At 69.1% G+C, this 15,726-nt stretch carries 12 protein-coding genes; 2 read left to right on the top strand and 10 right to left on the bottom strand.

The window, feature by feature from the left end:
• Positions 1-64 precede the first annotated feature (64 nt).
• From H305_RS0115055 to H305_RS45960, 3 genes are all read right to left on the bottom strand, one after another.
• A complete protein-coding gene (locus H305_RS0115055; protein WP_037763958.1) occupies positions 65-1,957 on the bottom strand; it encodes an N-acetylmuramoyl-L-alanine amidase in 1,893 nt (630 codons plus the stop codon).
• Between the two features lie 431 nt (positions 1,958-2,388).
• Entirely contained in the window at positions 2,389-2,838 is a 450-nt protein-coding gene (locus H305_RS0115050) for a hypothetical protein (protein ID WP_234020848.1), read from the bottom strand.
• Between the two features lie 198 nt (positions 2,839-3,036).
• Positions 3,037-3,663 (bottom strand): TetR/AcrR family transcriptional regulator, encoded by a 627-nt coding sequence (locus H305_RS45960; RefSeq protein WP_051370598.1) that lies wholly within the window; start codon positions 3,661-3,663, stop codon positions 3,037-3,039.
• Positions 3,664-3,781: 118 nt separating this feature from the next.
• Between H305_RS45960 and H305_RS45955 the strand changes: the two genes are divergently transcribed.
• On the top strand, positions 3,782-4,741 hold the full coding sequence (locus H305_RS45955; RefSeq protein ID WP_051370597.1) for an NAD(P)-dependent oxidoreductase: 960 nt from the start codon (positions 3,782-3,784) through the stop codon (positions 4,739-4,741).
• A 173-nt stretch (positions 4,742-4,914) separates the two neighbouring features.
• Here H305_RS45955 and H305_RS0115035 read toward each other — a convergent pair whose 3' ends face one another.
• The 4 genes from H305_RS0115035 to H305_RS0115020 all read right to left on the bottom strand — a co-directional run bounded on the left by H305_RS0115035 (position 4,915) and on the right by H305_RS0115020 (position 9,256).
• The gene (locus H305_RS0115035) at positions 4,915-5,625 is read right to left on the bottom strand and encodes an SDR family NAD(P)-dependent oxidoreductase (RefSeq protein ID WP_028801109.1); all 711 of its coding nucleotides are present in this window, start codon (positions 5,623-5,625) and stop codon (positions 4,915-4,917) included.
• Positions 5,626-5,861: 236 nt separating this feature from the next.
• Positions 5,862-7,136 carry a glycoside hydrolase family 3 N-terminal domain-containing protein gene (locus H305_RS0115030; protein ID WP_028801108.1) on the bottom strand — a complete coding sequence of 425 codons (1,275 nt, stop codon included), beginning with the start codon at positions 7,134-7,136 and terminating at the stop codon, positions 5,862-5,864.
• A 325-nt stretch (positions 7,137-7,461) separates the two neighbouring features.
• Positions 7,462-8,382, bottom strand: coding sequence for an NADP-dependent oxidoreductase (locus H305_RS0115025; RefSeq protein WP_028801107.1), 921 nt, complete (start codon positions 8,380-8,382; stop codon positions 7,462-7,464).
• Between the two features lie 235 nt (positions 8,383-8,617).
• Positions 8,618-9,256 (bottom strand): HD domain-containing protein, encoded by a 639-nt coding sequence (locus H305_RS0115020; RefSeq protein WP_028801106.1) that lies wholly within the window; start codon positions 9,254-9,256, stop codon positions 8,618-8,620.
• Between the two features lie 133 nt (positions 9,257-9,389).
• Between H305_RS0115020 and H305_RS0115015 the strand changes: the two genes are divergently transcribed.
• Positions 9,390-10,358 (top strand): GlxA family transcriptional regulator, encoded by a 969-nt coding sequence (locus H305_RS0115015; RefSeq protein WP_028801105.1) that lies wholly within the window; start codon positions 9,390-9,392, stop codon positions 10,356-10,358.
• 118 nt (positions 10,359-10,476) lie between these two features.
• On the opposite strand, the gene H305_RS56040 is transcribed toward H305_RS0115015, so the two are convergent.
• The 3 genes from H305_RS56040 to H305_RS0115000 are packed head-to-tail and all read right to left on the bottom strand — an operon-like array spanning position 10,477 to position 15,724.
• Positions 10,477-12,690, bottom strand: coding sequence for a peptidylprolyl isomerase (locus H305_RS56040; protein WP_324608099.1), 2,214 nt, complete (start codon positions 12,688-12,690; stop codon positions 10,477-10,479).
• A complete protein-coding gene (locus H305_RS0115005) occupies positions 12,687-13,778 on the bottom strand; it encodes a hypothetical protein (RefSeq protein ID WP_028801103.1) in 1,092 nt (363 codons plus the stop codon). Before H305_RS0115005 ends, H305_RS56040 begins: the two co-directional genes overlap by 4 nt.
• A gap of 26 nt (positions 13,779-13,804) precedes the next feature.
• Positions 13,805-15,724, bottom strand: coding sequence for a RiPP maturation radical SAM C-methyltransferase (locus tag H305_RS0115000; protein WP_158690532.1), 1,920 nt, complete (start codon positions 15,722-15,724; stop codon positions 13,805-13,807).
• Positions 15,725-15,726 lie beyond the last annotated feature (2 nt).

Here is a 15,726-nt window from a genome sequence, read left to right as displayed (position 1 = left end):
CCCGGGTCCCCCCCTCCCAGCCGACGTCACGCGGTGCAGAGCGGTCACGCGATCCGACCGGCCATCAGCCGTCCGCGCGCACCACGTCCACATCGTCCGCACGGACGTAGGCGATCCGGTAGCCGAACTGGATCTCGTAGTACACGTCGTTGCCCACGACCACCCGATGTGGTTGCTCGTTGAAGCCCGAGCCGCTGTCGACGTACGAGCCGGTCGTGCTGCCCTGGGTGGCGTAGCGCTGGCCCGCCGACAGTGCGTACGGCAGGGGGGAGACGGACTGCACGGGCACGTCCGCCGGGTAGGCGTCTTCTTCCGGGAGGGCGCGACCGTAGACGGGAATGTCCTCCAGGCCGGGCTTCGGAGTCACCATCCGTCCGGCGGCGCCGACCGCCGTCGGGTGTGCGGGCGGGTTCTTGAACCATGCCTTTTGGCCCAAGTACCAGATGGCTGTCCACTCCCTTCTGCGCTCGGCGACGGCGTACGTCTGCCCGGTGGAGATCCGTGCTCCCATGTCGGCGACACGGAGGGTGGAGTCCCCTCCCCCGGGATGCTTCCCTTCGTCGTGGACCAGCGGCGCGTTCTCGCTCGGCTCGGAGTACAGCCGTACCGCGCTGGACCCGTGCGCCGGGCAGGGTTCGTCGTCTCCGGCGCAGTTCGTGAACACCGGCTTGTTCGAGGCGAAGTCGGGCAGGACGGTGACCAGTTCGCTGTTCGGGCCGGCGGTGGCGCGCAGTGGCGCGCCGAGAAGATCGAAGTAATGCCGCCAGTCCCAGTACGGGCCCGGGTCCTCGTGCATGCCCGGGATCGTCGAAGCGGTCGGTCCGGGCACGTTGTCGTGACCGAGGATGTGCTGGCGGTCCAGTGGAATGCCGTACTTCTTGGCGAGGTAGGACACCAGGCGGGCCGACGAGCGGTACATCTGTTCCGTGTACCAGGAGTCCGGATGGGTGAGGAATCCCTCGTGCTCGACGCCGATGGATCTGGCGTTGATGAACTGGTTTCCGGCCTGCCAGGCGACGTCCTTGGTCTTGACGTGCTGGATCACGCTGCCGTCGCTGGAGCGGATCGTGTAGTGCCAGGACGCCTCGCTGGGGTCCTGCACCGTTTTGATCATGACCGGGCTGGTGTCCTCCGTGTCGTGGATGACGATGTAGTCGATCTTCTCGTCCTTGGGACGGTCGGCGGGGTCGTGATTCCCGTACCGGTCGTCACCGAACTCCACGTGGGGTGAGGGAATCCAGTCGCAGGCGAGTGTCGCCGGGCATTCGACGTCGGTGTGAGGTGCCTTCGCCGGGCGGACGGCCCGGACCTGCGAGGCGTTCGGCCGGGCGGCGGGGCTGGCCGCGAGTGTGACCTGCTGCCCGGTGTCCGTGGTGCGTCGGGCACCTTTACGGATCACCGCGAAGACGTCGTCGGCGAATTCGGCTGCCGCAACGCTGTTCGTCGTGCCGGTGAAGCGCGCCACGGCGCCCCACCAGTCGCCCGGGTCGGTGCTGAGCGGTCTGCCGAGCTGCCGCTGGGTGTCCGCCAGCAACGCGGCGCCTCCGCGCACGTTCTCGGCGGCATCCGTACGGAGCCTGCGCGACGATATGCCCACGAGCCTCGCTGCCTGTTCCAGCGTGGTCATCTGCTCGGGCGGGGGCCCTTGCGGCACAGGTGCGCCGGATATCGCGGCGGACGAACCTGCCTGGGCGTGGGGTGCGCTGTTCTGGTGCGTCTGGGCCAGAGCGGTACGCGCGTCGGTGAGGTGCATCGGCCCGTACCCGCCACTGACGCTCGGGACGCCGGCGTGTGTGTCCCACCGGGACTGCACGTAGGACACACCGAGCAGCACGCTCTTCGGGACCCGGTACTCGGCGGCCGAATCCGTGAACGCCTGCTGCATCGACGTGACGGACGGCGTCCGCGGACTGCCGGGCGCGAAGTCACCGAGTATCGGCACCAGCAGGGCGGCCATCGCCGCCGTGTACGACGTCGCCCGAGCGGCGTATCTGGCTGCTGGAGCACGGGAAGTGACGGCTCGCACGCACGGCCTCCCTCACAGACGGAACAAGCGGAATACGGCGCTCGGCGCCGCGCGGCGGCGTTCGTACACCGGGCTGCGCAAAGGCCGTTCAGCCCGAGCCAGGACGGTCACCCGCCCCTGGACGCCTCTCCCTGCACGATGCCTCGCCCCGCACGCCCCGTCCTGCGGAACGTCACCGGCGTGGCCCAACCGCCTGCCCGTTGCCACCCGGTCGGCGGCGGAGGCCCGGGGGCGCGTCGTCGGTCCCCACCGCCCCCATGTGGGCTTCAAGAGCACGCGCACATGAACCGCGATCCTGTGCCCGGTTACGCGTGTGGCCCCGGCCGGAATACCGGCCGGGGCCACAGACGAAGCAGCGGTCGTCAGGTCTGGCACTGCTTTGTCGCTGCGGTGGACCAGTTGCTCCAGGCGGCGCCGTCGGCGCGGGCATGGACCCGGATCTCGACTCTCACGGGAGCGCACACCCGGGTCGTGCTCCCCACCTCGACAGGGCCGATCTCCTGGCCTGCCTTGACGTAGGCGCGACCGGTGCCCACTTTGGCCCAGGAGCCGCCATCAGGGCGGGCGAATGCCTCGTAGGAGACGTTCAGTGCTCTTGTGCCGGCGTTTCGCAGCTTGATGTACGCCGTCATCTCGCGCGAGGGAAATGCGCCGACGGTTCCCCGCTGGGCGCTGATACAACCGTTGACGGCGACGCGACCGGTCGACGTACCACCGCCGCAGGCGACTGCCGCGGCGTGAGCGTCGGCCGGAATTGTCAGCAGGGTGAGCGCGGCTGCACACAAGGCCGTCGCGGTACGCCTCAAATACACTTCCTGGTCCCTTCTCTGAGCCGATTTCTTCGAAGAAACCATGGCTGTTCGGGCCCTATGAGCGTTTACCGTCGTAGTTCGCCCGAACAGGCGCAGCCGTCCCGAGGACGGGTTCGGCCTTCCGGGCGAGGCCACGCCCCTTTTCCGGCGGCCTGGGGCGTAGCTCCTTCTCGTCCGTTGCGGTCCGGACAGCCGGTCCTATGCTCCGTCCCGAATATCTCCGCGTTTCGGCTCACCGCCCCGTACCGCTTGGTCGAGCATGGGGCCGAGTTCTCGCGCCACGGTCGTCAGTGGGCGCACGTCCTGCTCCGCGCGGGCCATCAGGATCGCTCCCTCCAGGGCGCTGATCATGAGCGTGGCGAGCGGCTCGGCGCGCTGTGCCGGGACGTCCATGTCCGTGAGGGCCCGGGCGATCGGGGCGGCCCAACCGGCGAACGCCTCGGCCGCGGACCGGCGTGTGGACTCCGTCGACTCGGCGCAGTCGACCGTGGCCGCGGCGACGGGACAGCCGGAGGCGAAACCGAGCGTCTCGTACTCGTCGGTCCACTGCCGCACCATCGCCGCGAACAGACCGGCCGGGGTCGGTTCGGTCATGCCGGCCATGAAGAGCGCGATGCGTTTGCTCGCGTAGCGGCCGGCCCAGGCGACGGCTTCGTTGACCAGTTGTTCCTTGCCGCCGGGGAAGTAGTGCTGGAGCGAGCCGCGGGGCGCCTCGGCATGGGCCGCGACGTCCCGCATGCCCGTCGCTGCGACTCCGTCGCGCCGGATGAGCTGCGCGGCGCTGAACACCATCCGTTCGCGCGGGCCTCGCTCGCTCATCGCCATCGCCTGCCTCCCCTCCAGGCATCCACTCTATGACAGTCGTCATGACGGGCGATACTATGACGGCTGTCATAGTCGGCGCGGCGACCTCGCCGCCGCGCGTGGGCAAGGTGGTGCGCTCGTGGACGTCGGCTTCATCGGTCTCGGGGTCATGGGGCAGCCCATGGCGCTTCGCCTGGCCCGTGCGGGCACTCGCCTGGTGGTGTGGAACCGCACCTCCGCCCGCACCGAGCCCCTGCGCGCGGCCGGCGCGGTGGTGGCGGCGGACCCCGCGGAGGTGTTCGCGCGGGCCGACGTGGTGATCGTCATGCTGGCCGACGACCTCGCGATCGACGCCGTCCTGGGCCGCGGCACTCCCCACTTCACCGCGCGCGTCGCCGGCAGCACGGTCGTCCACATGGGCACGACCTCGCCGGAGTACTCGCAGGGCCTGGAGGCCGATGTCCGCGCGGCGGGTGCCCGTTACGTCGAGGCACCCGTCTCAGGTTCCCGAGTCCCGGCGGAGCACGGCGAGTTGGTGGCGATGCTGGCCGGCGACGAGGAGGCCGTGCGGCAAGTACGCCCGTTGCTGGGGCCCTTGTGCCGAGAGACGTTCGTGTGCGGCCCCGCGCCGAACGCGCTGCTGATGAAGCTGTCGGTGAACCTGTTCCTGATCACTCAGGTCACCGCTCTGACAGAAGCCTTCCACTTCGCCGAGCGCCAGGGCGTGGACCGGAACCTGTTCCTGGATGTCCTGGGCGCGGGTCCGATGGCCAGCGCGGTCACCCGGATGAAGACGCCGAAGCTGCTGGCCCGCGACTTCGCGGTGCAGGCGGCGGTGCTGGACGTCCTGAAGAACAACCGGCTGATCGCCGAGGCGGCTCGCAAGAACGGCCTCTCCTCTCCGCTTCTCGACGTCTGCCACTCCTTGTTCCAGGAGACCGTCTCGCTCGGCCACGGCGCCGAGGACATGGTGGCCGTCCTGCACGCGATCGAAGCACGCACCCAGGGCGCTCTGCCGGCCGACGTGGACCGGCGTACCGGTGGCCACAGAGCCGATGCCATGACTGCTGACCGTCGCCACGCACCCGGCGGCGCATGACGAAGCCTGCCCTGGGAACAGACCGGCACTCAAAACCCTGACAACGGCGCCGAACGCGCCGCCCCTCGGATCTCGCGCATCGCGCTGCCCACTTGCGGACAGGGGCAGGGTGTTCCGTGTCCGTCCGGGCGGTCAGCGGACCCGCAGGTCGGACGGGAGTCGACGGCCGCGGATCAGTGGCCGGCGCTCTGGCCACCGTCGACGTGGAGGATTTCACCGGTGACGAACGGAGCGTTCTCGAGATAGAGCACCGCGTCGACAACGTCCTTCACCTCGCCCATGCGGCCGACTGGATGCAGGGCGGCGAGCGTCTCGTAATAGCCCTCGGTCATCGGTGTCTTGATGGTTCCCAGAGCGACGGCGTTGCTACGGATGCCGCGGGTGGCGTATTCGATGGCCAGGGCCTTCGTGGCGGACTGCAGGCCTCCCTTGGTCATGGAGGCGAGAACGGAGGGCACCTTGGAGTTGGCGTACTCGGCGAGGGTGGTGGTGATTTGCACGATGTGACCACCGCCCCGGGCCAGCATCTGTTGGATCGCGAGCTGGCTGATCCGGAAGAAACCGGTCAGGTTCACGGCGACCATGGAGTTGTACTGTTCCTCGGTGTAGTCGGTGAACGCGTTCCCGATGTAGATCCCGGCGTTGTTGACCAGAGTGTCGATGCGGCCGAACCTCTCGATGCCTGCGGCGATGACGCGCTCGGCAGTGGCGCGGTCGGCGATGTCGCCCTGGACGGTGTGGACGTCCGCGTCCTGCGATTCGTCGATGGTGCGCGAGGTGGCGACGACGGCGTAGCCGAGTTCGCGATAGCCGACGACAAGGCCCGCTCCGATGCCTTGCGATGCACCGGTGACGACCGCGACCTTCTGAATGTGACTGCTCATGATGACCTGCTCCGAAGGGTCGGTGTGGCTTGACCGGTCGCCGGCTCCCGAGCCTCAGCGACTTCCGGGGCGGTTGCACACAGGTCGGCGCCTGTTCCCCGGCAAACGGCCGGCGACCGGACCGGGCCCCCGCGTGACTGATGCGGTGTCAGCGGCGCGGGGCGAGCTGTCTGACCTCCTGAAGGATTCATACGCTGCCGTCCGGTGAGACAGGAGCTCTTGCACACCGCTCGCGCTCAAGAACACAGATTCACGTGCCGGACGGCCAGGACGTGCCCCGCGGCGTCGATGAGGCGGCTGCGGGAGAGGTGCCCGTTGGCCACCGCACTGGTGATCGCCGTGGCGATGGAGGACGTCTGGGCGCTGACGTTGCTCCCCAGGTCGAACAGGACCATGTCGGCGCCGGAGCGCAGGGCCTGGACGGCGGCGGCGGGGACGCTGAAGCCGGCGGCGGAGATCGCCTTGGCGCTGAGCGAGTCGGTGACGACCAGCCCCTTGAATCCCAGCTTGCCGCGCAACTCGTAGCTGATGACCGTGGGTGACAGGCTCGCTGGGTTGGTGCCCAGGCCCGGCACGATGTTGTTGGAGACCATGATGGCCGGGGCTCCGGCCTTGATGGCCGCGGTGAACGGCGGAATGCCCACCTTCTGCAGGGTGGACCAGGGAAGGGTGCGGGCGGGGCCGAAGTCGGAGTTGTAGGTGGAGCCGCCGATGCCCGGGAAGTGCTTGACGACGGGTATCACGCCTCCGGCGCGAAGCCCGTTCATGTACGCGACACCGGCTTTGGAGACCACTGCGGTGTTCCCGCTGAAGGACCGCCACCCGTCGGGATTCGTCTTGCTGGGGGGCACGTTCCTGCCGTCGACGTCGACCACCGGCGCGAGGTCCATGTTGACCTGGGCGGCCGCCATCTTGGTGGCGACCTTCGTGACGTTCTGCTGGATCTGAGCCGGGGTCCAGTGCGCGCCCATGTACGCGGGCCAAGGCAGGGACCCGACGAGGTTCGACATGCGCTGGATGCCGCCGCCCTCCTCGTCGGTCATCACCAACAGGCCCAGGTGGCCGGGTACATGGGACTTCAGCGTGGTCAGCCGGGTGCCGAGGTCGGAGGGCGCCTTGCTGCCGAACAGCAGCACACCGCCCGCACCCGCGCCCACCTCGGCAGTGGCGTCGGACACCGAGGTCTCCGACACCGGGACCGCGATGGTCAGCATGGCCAGCCGTTTGTTCGACCATGCGGCCAGCTTCGTGCTGTTGGTGCACGCGCCGGCCGCGGGGGTGAGGGCCGGAGTGAACGTCGGACCGGGGTGAGAAGGTGCGGCGGATGGGGCGAGAGACACGCCGGGACCACTGGAGTGCGGGGCCGCCTTGGGGGTGCCCGTGGCACAGCCCGCCAGGAGCATCGCCGCCACGGCCGCAGCGGTGCTCAGTCTGCGTGCGTTTCTCGCGCGGCCGGGGAGTCGCGGGGGTGGTGTCACGCTTCCGTGGTCGCGGTACTCCAGGGGATTCATCGCAGGCCTCCTTCGGCGAGGCGCGACGGTGACGGCACCTGTCGCGCAGAGGGCCGTACGAGCATGTGACGGGGCGCAGCGTGTGAGAGGCGCACCGGCCCGCATCTGCTCGCTGATCCACGGCCGGACTTCCACGATCTCGCGTCTCGGGGCCGGACGGAAGTCCAGCCGACGTGAGTCGGGACCTTCGAGGCCGCTTCACCCGGTCCGCAGCACCTTTCACCGTGGGGAAGTGTGCGGGGCCGGGGCGCCTTCGGTCCGGGAACCAGCAGGTCAGAGCATGATCCCAGCACGCCTGCCCCACCCACACATACCGCACGCCATCTCAGTCCTCGGCGACCCGGATGATCGTCCTGCCGGTGACACGCAGCTTCGGGGCGAAGGCGGCGAGAGCCTCCTTCAGCGGGACGACCGCGCCGACCCGCACATCGAGTCGTCCGTCCCGGACCCGCTGCGCCAGGTCCGCGAGGCGCGCACGGTCGGGTTCCACGACGAAGAACAGCGCCCGCCCGTCCTCGGGCTGGACGGTGGGCGGCTGGGCGATCGTGACCAGCGTGCCGCCGGCACGTACGAGCGCGGCCGAGCGCTCGAGGATGTCGCCGCCGATGACGTCGAAGACCACGTCGACCTCACCGGCCTCCTTCACCCAGTCGGCCTCGAGGTCCAAGAACGTGTGCGCACCCTGAGCCAGGACGGTGTCGCGGTCGGCGGACCGGCCGGTGCCGATCACGCGGGTTCCCGCCTCCAGGGCGAGCTGCACCGCGATCGAACCGACGGCACCCGCGGCGCCATGGATCAGAACGGTCTGGCCGGTCAGGATCCGCGCGTGGTCGAAAAGGCCCTGCCAGGCGGTCAGCCCGGAGATCGGCAGTGCGGCCGCCACCGTGTGGTCGACGTCCGCGGGGAGCGGGGCGAGGTTGCGGGCCTCCACGGCGACGTACTCGGCCAGCGAGCCGTTGCGTGCCCAGTCGGTCAGTCCGAAGACCCGCTGGCCGACGGTGAGGCCGGTGGTCCCGTATCCGAGCGCTGCCACGACTCCCGAGACCTCGTGTCCGGGCACGCTCGGTGTGCGGTCGTGGCCGGAGCGGTCGGTCCACGTCGCGGGCCAGTCGAGCTCTCCGCGGGTGAATCCGGCGGCGTGCACCCGCACGACGACGTCGTTCTCGGCCGCATGGGGATACGGCAGGTCGGTCAGGGTCAGCCCGCTGACGCCTGCGTCGCGGCCCGGGGCGGTAATGGCTTGCATGGCTGTTCCTCTGTCTGGTTTTTCGAAGCGTGCATGGGTCGATCACACCAGGCGATTCTTACCGTTTCGTCATGCTCCCTCCCCAGTGTCCAACCTGGCGGCTGCCGGTCGCCGGGCCGCAGCGTCCACCGAGTACGTCCGCGCCCGGCCGGGCGGCGTGGACGAGGGCCAAAGGCTATGACGATCGCGGCCGGAAGCCACTGGTGCCATCGGATTTCCTCTGGCCTCCGCGAAATCAATTCGGCCAGGGTGCGTCGATGACACGCTCGACCATGGTCTTGCGATGGAAACCTGGAACAAAGTGTTCCAGGACGTCCGAATTCACGGTCCCGTAGGTGGTGTCGGGTCGATACCTGAGCCCGTCGATGAATGCCTGCAGGAATTCCTTCCTGAATTCTCCGCGCGGATGCGCGGCGATGATCTCGTCCACCTCGCCGCCCTGCAGCCCGTCGAGCCCCCAGCCGACCGCGTCGGTCAGCACGCCGTAGTTCGTGGCAGCCGTCTCCGGGCCCATCCGGCCGGGAATCCCCGGCGTGGTGTGCAGCGCGATCGCCGTCCATACGACCTCGGCGGCGCTCTTCGAGAACCCGCGGTCGAGCAGGAACTTGCGCGCGTGGTCGGCGCCGTCGAGCTCGAAGCGCTGCTCCGTCTCGGAGAACGGGGTCGAAAGCCCCGTGTCGTGGAACATCGCGGATATGTAGAGCAGCTCCGGATCAGGCTCGAGGTCGAGTTCTCGCGCATGCAGAGAACCGAAGAGGAAGACACGCCGTGAGTGGTGGAAGATGAGAGGACTGTTCGTTTCCCGAAGGAAACCGGTGGCCTCCGCCACTGCTGCGGTCTCGGGTATTTTCACTCCTGCGATGATGTCGTTCATGATGTTCGCTCTTTCGATGTGCTGGTGAGGAGTAAGCGGTGCTCCTGTTCTCTACGATGCCGACTGCGAAGCTTCTCCGCCGCCTCGGCGTGGCCATGAACCACTCGAATCCAGACACCTGAGGAATGGGACTGTGAGCTCCACAACGCATCGGGTCGCGATCCTCGTCTACGACGGGGTCAACCTGCTGGACGTCGCCGGCCCGGCAGAGGTGTTCGGCGAGGCGAACCGGCTGGGCGCCGACTACCGGATCATCCTGCTGTCGACGACCGGTACCGACGTCGCCTCGTCGATCGGCGTGCGCGTCGCGGTCGACGGCAGCCCCGCTTCCGAGCCGGACCCTGACACGTTCGTGATGCCGGGCGGGGTCGTCTATCCCAGAACTCCCGTCACGCGGGATCTGATCGAGGCCTCACGGGAGTTGGCGGTCCGCTCCGGACGCGTCGCGTCCGTCTGCTCCGGAGCGTTCGTCCTCGCCGCCACCGGCCTCCTGGACGGCAAGCGTGCGACCACCCACTGGAAGATCACGAGCGAACTCGCCGCCCGGCACCCGAGGATTCGCGTGGAACCCGATGCCATCTACGTGCGCGACGGCACCACCTACTCCTCGGCCGGCGTCACCGCCGGCATCGACCTGGCACTGGCTCTCGTCGAGGAAGACCACGGCCCTGACATGGGCCGGGACGTCGCCCGCGCCCTGGTGGTCTACCTGCAACGCGCGGGCGGCCAGTCACAGTTCTCCGCGCCCTTGCAGGGCCCACCTCCCCGCTCCCCCGCCCTGCGCACCGTCGTCGACCTCGTGAAGGCCGACCCTGCGGGCAACCACTCCCTCGGCGAACTGGCCGGGCATCTCCACCTCAGTCCGCGCCATCTCACGCGGCTCTTCCGAGAGGAGTTGTCCACGACGCCGGCCCGCTACGTCGAGTCGATCCGGTTCGACATCGCCAAAGCCCTGCTCGACCAAGGCCATACCGCCACGCAGGCGGCGTCGTTGGCCGGGTTCCCGAGCTACGAGAGTCTCCGGCGCGTCTTCGCACGGGAGTTGTCCATCAGTCCCGCCGCATACCAGCGCCGCTTCCGCACTGCCCGCCGGGGCCGGTAGTACGGACACACGGAACGGTCGATCCGCGGGAGGCCCATCCGTCGGACGGACCAAAGCATCTGAGAGAGGGGCTGTCCCCGAAGGCAGGCCACCTCCCCTGTTCCGGTCGGATCCCGTTTCATGTCGCCGAGATCGTCACACGTTCGAGCCGGACCGCGGTGGCTGACGAGGCGATGGCTTCGACCACGCCCTTCGACCGGTCGTCCGCCACCTCCCCGAAGATCGTGTACTGCCCGTTCAGATGGGGTGCAGGCGCCAGGGTGATGAAGAACTGCGATCCGGTGCTGTCCCTGCCGAGATTCGCCATGGCGAGTCGGAAGGGCTGCTCGAACCCCCGGTCCGGATGGATCTCGTCGGGAATCCGGTATCCGGCGCTGCCGTGTCCGGTGCCCAGCCGGTCGCCGCCTTGGGCGACGAACCCGGGCACTCGGCGGTGGAAGACCGTGCCGTCGTAGAAGCCGCCCTCGCCGGTGGTCCCGGTCAAGGGGTCGGTCCAGGTGCGGCTCCCGGTCGCCAGGCCCACGAAGTTGTCCGCCGTGTAGGGGGTTTCGTCGGGGTGCAGGGCGAGATGGATGTCGCCGAGTTCGGTGTGCAGGACCGCTGCCAGGGATCGATAGGTCCTCAAGGAGGAGGAGAAGGGGCGCCGGGCGGGTGTCTGGCGTACCCGCACCGGGGAGTCGCCCATCGGGTCGTGCAGGGGGTCGAACGCGTTCCGGTCGCTGGGGTCGCCGCATCCGACCGTGCCCGGTGCGCTGGTGTGCAGTCCGGCCGCGCTCCATCCCGGCGGGCCTGCCGGGATCCGGGCCGGGGCCGGCGGGCTCGACCCGAGCCATGCCGGGTGACCCTCCGCGGAGGCGAGGCGGTGCGCGTGGCACAACTCCCTGACCTCCGCGGAGGCGTGGGTCAGCAGCGTGTCGAGATCGGTCGCTGCCTGGGCGTCCAGCACTGCGCGCATGGTCGTGGTGTCGTGATACTTGTCGAAGAGCGAGCCGTTGTTGTGCTCCAGGGTGAAACACTGGTCGACGAAGACCCGGTCGGGCAGCTCGTGCCGGACGTAGCGCCGCATCATGGCGGCCACAGGCGCCCATGCCTCGCCGCCGAACTCGACGCCCGGTCCGGCGAACGCGTCCGTGGCGAGTCGCAGTGCCGGGCCGTGGCCCCTCTCCCGGCGCAGCCGCTGCCATGTGACGCGGCTGTCGCCCTGGTTGATCTCCGTGATGAAGTCCGCCAGTTCCTGCGGGTAGTGCTGGGTCCGGGCTCGTTCGTAGTGACCGAGTTCGTTGCCGATCACGTTGTCCAGGTGTCCGGCCAGTTCGGCGCACAGGTCGGGCAGCCAGCGGAAGAGCCGTGCTCCGGCCGTGCGGTCGCCCGCCGCGGTCAGCCATTCCAGCAGGTAGAAGTCCGCGGCGGTCGAGGACGGGTCGACGGAGTCGACGAACCAGCGTGGGCTGTGCGCGGAAAGGTCCGCGGCCATCATGTTCAGGGCTTCGTCGCGGTCGATGTCGCCGTCGAGGTGGCGGGGCCAGTGCCGTTCGGCCACCGCGTGCAGCCGCGCGTAGCGCCACTTGGTGCCGAGCACGTCGACGCAGGGCCGGTGCGTGGCGTCCCGTGAGCGGACCAGATGACCGGCCGTCATCTCCACGAGGATCTTGGTGAGGACGACCCGCAGGCGACGCTGGTAGGGAGCGCTGCCCGGAAGGCGACGGACCAGTTCGGTGGACAGGTGGTTCTCGGGGATGGCGCCGGACTTCAGCTGTGCCCAGCCCAGCATGGTCAGGACGGCGTCGGCGAGCGTCGATCCGCGAAAACGGCGGCAGTCGACGTAGAGCCCTGTGATCTTGCCCGCGTCTATCAGGAAGCCCGTGGCGGGCGGGGCGGGGGCGAGGGGCACCAGGTGGAGGTCCAGGGTCCGTTCGGTCTCGGCGGTACCCAGCGCCGCGCACAGGGGGGTCAGGTAGCGCGCGGGTGTGAGGAAGTCGTTGATCTCCGCGGCCGCCTGCTTGCGGATGTCCTCGAACCCGGGGAGCGCCTCGGCGAGGGTCGGCGCCGCCGCGGTCAGCGCCGTGGTGACGAGCGTCGTTCCGTGGCGGAGGCGTTCGTCGTCGACCAGGTCGACGAGGTCTTCCGGCCTGCGGGCGGCGGCCAGGAAGGCGGGGAGCCCGGATCCTACGGCTTTCGCCCATGACCGCAGTCCGTCACGGAACAGGTCCGTCTCCGGAGTGACCGGTCTGGGAAGGAAGTTGGGTTCCCACGAGCCGGTGCGCCCGATCAGCTCGCGGTGCAGCGCCAGAGCGAGGTCGAGAATGCTGCTGCGTTTCTGACGGAACTTCACATCGCCCCCCGCTGCCCGTCCTGCTCGGTGAGCAGACCCGCTTCCCGCAACTCGGTCGTGATGCCCCTGCACCGCCGTTCGGTCAGCGCGGCGAACGTGGGCGCCACCTTCGACAGGTTCAGCGCGTACTCGGTGGCAGTCTGCGGGGAGAGCCCGTGGCTGAGGCCCCAGACCAGCGCCGAGCGGGGTGGCAGCCGGAAGTGCCGGCCGGCGGGTTCGACGAGCGTCACCATGTCGTCGTACGCGCGTGGGAAGAACGCCGGGGATCTGTGCAGGGGACCGCTCCCAGGCCGCCAGGCCGGCCAGTGGGAGACGTCGGCGCCCTGCCAGCCGAGGGTGGCCGTGGCGATGAGACAGGTCTGGGCGAACGATGTGAGGGCGGTCAGGCCGGCTTGGGGGTCGACGGCCAGGGGGTCGTCCCTCAGCAGGCGTTGGAAGTCCGCGAAGGGAAATCCGTCGGGGCCGCTGCGGGCGAGCTGGCGCCACACCCATTTCTCGCCGAAGTAGAGGTCACCGCCTGCTGCTGCCAGCGCCTTCCCGGCGCAGACCAGGGCGCGCCGTCCGGCCAGCGCGGCCGGGTCCAGATCGTTCGGGTCGTCCGACCGGGCCAGTCCGAGGCAGTCCTCGGCCGCGAAGAACGCGGCGAGCATCCAGTTGTTCATGACCAGCCGGGCCAGTCGCAGGGGATGTTCGTCGAGCCGTTCGCGCAGTGTGACCAGGACGCCGTTGTCGGTCACGACGTCGCCGGTGCGCAGCCGGACGGCCAGCGCGATCTCGCGATCCGACAGCGGCTGTCCCGCATGGTCCGAGCACAGTCCGGGGCCGAGGACCCGGCCGACGAGTGACTCCAGGGTGTCGAGGCGCAGATGCTGTACGTCGATGCGGATGGTGTCGGCGAACATCTGCCTGCGTGTCTCGCCCGCCGACGATCCGACCAGGTAGACGTCGATGTCGCTGGTGGCGCTGCCCAGTCCGACCACCGAACTGCCGGCGACGAAGGCGGCGTCGGCGTCCGTCGACGCGGCCAGGCGGGAGGCGATGCTCCTGCCCAGACGCACCCGGTCCCGGACCGACGAGATGACGGTCATGCGCTCTCCCTCCTTGGCACGGGTGGCTACCAGCCGGGGTTCTCGGGCAGCGCGAGTCCGAGGTACTTGCCGTCGTCCGACACCATGACGCCCGCGCGACAGCACTGTTCGAGGAACGCCGTGACCGTGTCCTCGGGCACGGACAGGTCGAGCTCCGCCAGCTTGCGGGCGACCACCGCAGCCGTGCGGGGTGCGTCGCCGCAGGCTTCGTAGGCCTCGGCCTTCCAGCCCGCGAGGACGGCCCGTACGGGCTGGTCGGTCCGGCGGTCGATGAGTGTCAGTTTCCCGGGCAGCCGCTGGTAGACGAGGCTGGGCCTGGCCTCGCCGAAGCGGGTCTGCCAGTGCGCGACGGCGGCGTTGAGCGCGGCGACCGTCTCGTGGGACACGGTGCCGGACGCCTCGTAGTCGAAGAAGTACGCGATCTTGTCGAGGTCCAGCGCGGGCGGGTAGACGTGGCTGTAGCTGGCCCGGGGCCGGACCTTGTCGATGGGGAAGGCCGGGTCGGTGAAGTAGGGGCTGAAGCGCTCCAGCCAGATCCGTCCGCAGCCGCCGGGCGGCTGAAGGTGATGCAGCAGCGGGAGCAGGCGCAGTTGTTCGGAGTAGTCCTCCTCGGTCTCCCCGGGGAATCCGGCCAGGATGTTCCACGCCACGTCGATGCCGTAGTAGGCGGCCCATTTCAGCAGCCGGATGTTGATCAGTTTGCCGGCACCTTTGCGCATGAGCTTCAGGACATGGGTGCTCAGGCTCTCGATGCCGGGCTGGATGCGCAGGATCCCGGCGCTTTTCAGGGTGGCCAGCTGATCGCGGGTGAGATTGGCCTTCACCTCGAAGAAGAGGTTCACGTCCCAGTGCTCTTCGGCCAGCCGCGCGCACAGCGACGAGAAGTACCCCATGTCGAGGATGTTGTCGACGGTGTCGACGTGCACCACGGGGTAGTCGCGCAGCAGCGCGGCGAGTTCGGAAAAGGCGCGTTCGCCTGACTTGGAACGGTAGGCCATGCCGAGTGCGTTGAGGCCGCAGAAGGTGCAGTGGTGCTTCTGGCCCCACCAGCATCCCCGGGAGAACTCGACCGGCAGACGTACGGGGGTGCGGCCCAGCAGCCGGGCGCGGTCGAAGCGTTCCAGCCAGGAGAAGTAGTCCCGGTAGTCGGGGGTGGGGAGGTCGTCGAGGGCCTGCGGGCGCTGGGCGTCACCGGTCGGCGGCGCGTCCGCGGCGGGATGCCCCAGGACGCCGGGGATGGGGGTGTCGGTGCCGTCGGCGATGTTCTTCAGCAGCGCGGGAAGGACGAGGTCGCCCTCGCCTGCCACCACATGGTCGAGCCAGGGCAGCTTCCGCGCGTACTCGGCTCCCATCTCCCCGTCGAAGTTGGCGCCCCCGTAGACCAGGGTGACGTGCGGGTGGAACTCCTTGATCTTCCTTCCCAGGGCGAGCGACGCCGTGTTCTGCAGGAAGGTGGAGGTGAACCCGATGACGTCGTACTCTCCCCACTCCGGACGGGCCGCGCATGCGGAGATCCATTCCGGCAGCTTCTCGCGGCGCAGTTCCACGAGGTCCTCGATGCCCTTGCCGGTGAGTTCGTCCCAGATGGACTTCACCTCGGGGTAGGCGGCGAAGTAGTCGTCGTCCGGGGTCACTTCGCCGAACGCCGCGTAGGAGAAGAGCCACTCCCCCATCAGGTGCAGCCGCTCCGAGGCGATGTTGGCGATCGCGTCGTACGCCTTGCTGCCGAAGAAGGAGGCGAACTCGATGTTGAGGTAGTGGCTGTCGCATTCGTGCCCGGCGCTGCGGGTGATCGACTGCAGTAGTCCGCATTGGATGGAGGGCGCGTGAATGCGCGCCCAGGGCATGTTCACCAGGGCGACGCGCAGGGCTCTGCTCGGCGGTGCGGCGGACAGTGCGTGGTCCGCCTCGGTCCGCACAGCCAGGGGCAGGCGAATGATGCTCATCG

The organism is Streptomyces sp. 142MFCol3.1 (genome assembly GCF_000424945.1).
Taxonomy (GTDB): domain Bacteria; phylum Actinomycetota; class Actinomycetes; order Streptomycetales; family Streptomycetaceae; genus Streptomyces; species Streptomyces siamensis.
The sequence above is the reverse complement of the archived record's forward strand: the minus strand, read 5'-3'. Positions and strand labels throughout refer to the sequence as shown.

Bases quoted from the DNA above. Each gene is read 5' to 3' on its own strand.
- H305_RS0115055 (WP_037763958.1), bottom strand. From the start codon at position 1,957: ATGGCCGCCCTGCTGGTGCCGATACTCGGTGACTTCGCGCCCGGCAGT.
- H305_RS45960 (WP_051370598.1), bottom strand. From the start codon at position 3,663: ATGGCGATGAGCGAGCGAGGCCCGCGCGAACGGATGGTGTTCAGCGCC.
- H305_RS0115035 (WP_028801109.1), bottom strand. From the start codon at position 5,625: ATGAGCAGTCACATTCAGAAGGTCGCGGTCGTCACCGGTGCATCGCAA.
- H305_RS0115030 (WP_028801108.1), bottom strand. From the start codon at position 7,136: ATGAATCCCCTGGAGTACCGCGACCACGGAAGCGTGACACCACCCCCG.
- H305_RS0115025 (WP_028801107.1), bottom strand. From the start codon at position 8,382: ATGCAAGCCATTACCGCCCCGGGCCGCGACGCAGGCGTCAGCGGGCTG.
- H305_RS0115020 (WP_028801106.1), bottom strand. From the start codon at position 9,256: ATGAACGACATCATCGCAGGAGTGAAAATACCCGAGACCGCAGCAGTG.
- H305_RS0115005 (WP_028801103.1), bottom strand. From the start codon at position 13,778: ATGACCGTCATCTCGTCGGTCCGGGACCGGGTGCGTCTGGGCAGGAGC.
- H305_RS0115000 (WP_158690532.1), bottom strand. From the start codon at position 15,724: ATGAGCATCATTCGCCTGCCCCTGGCTGTGCGGACCGAGGCGGACCAC.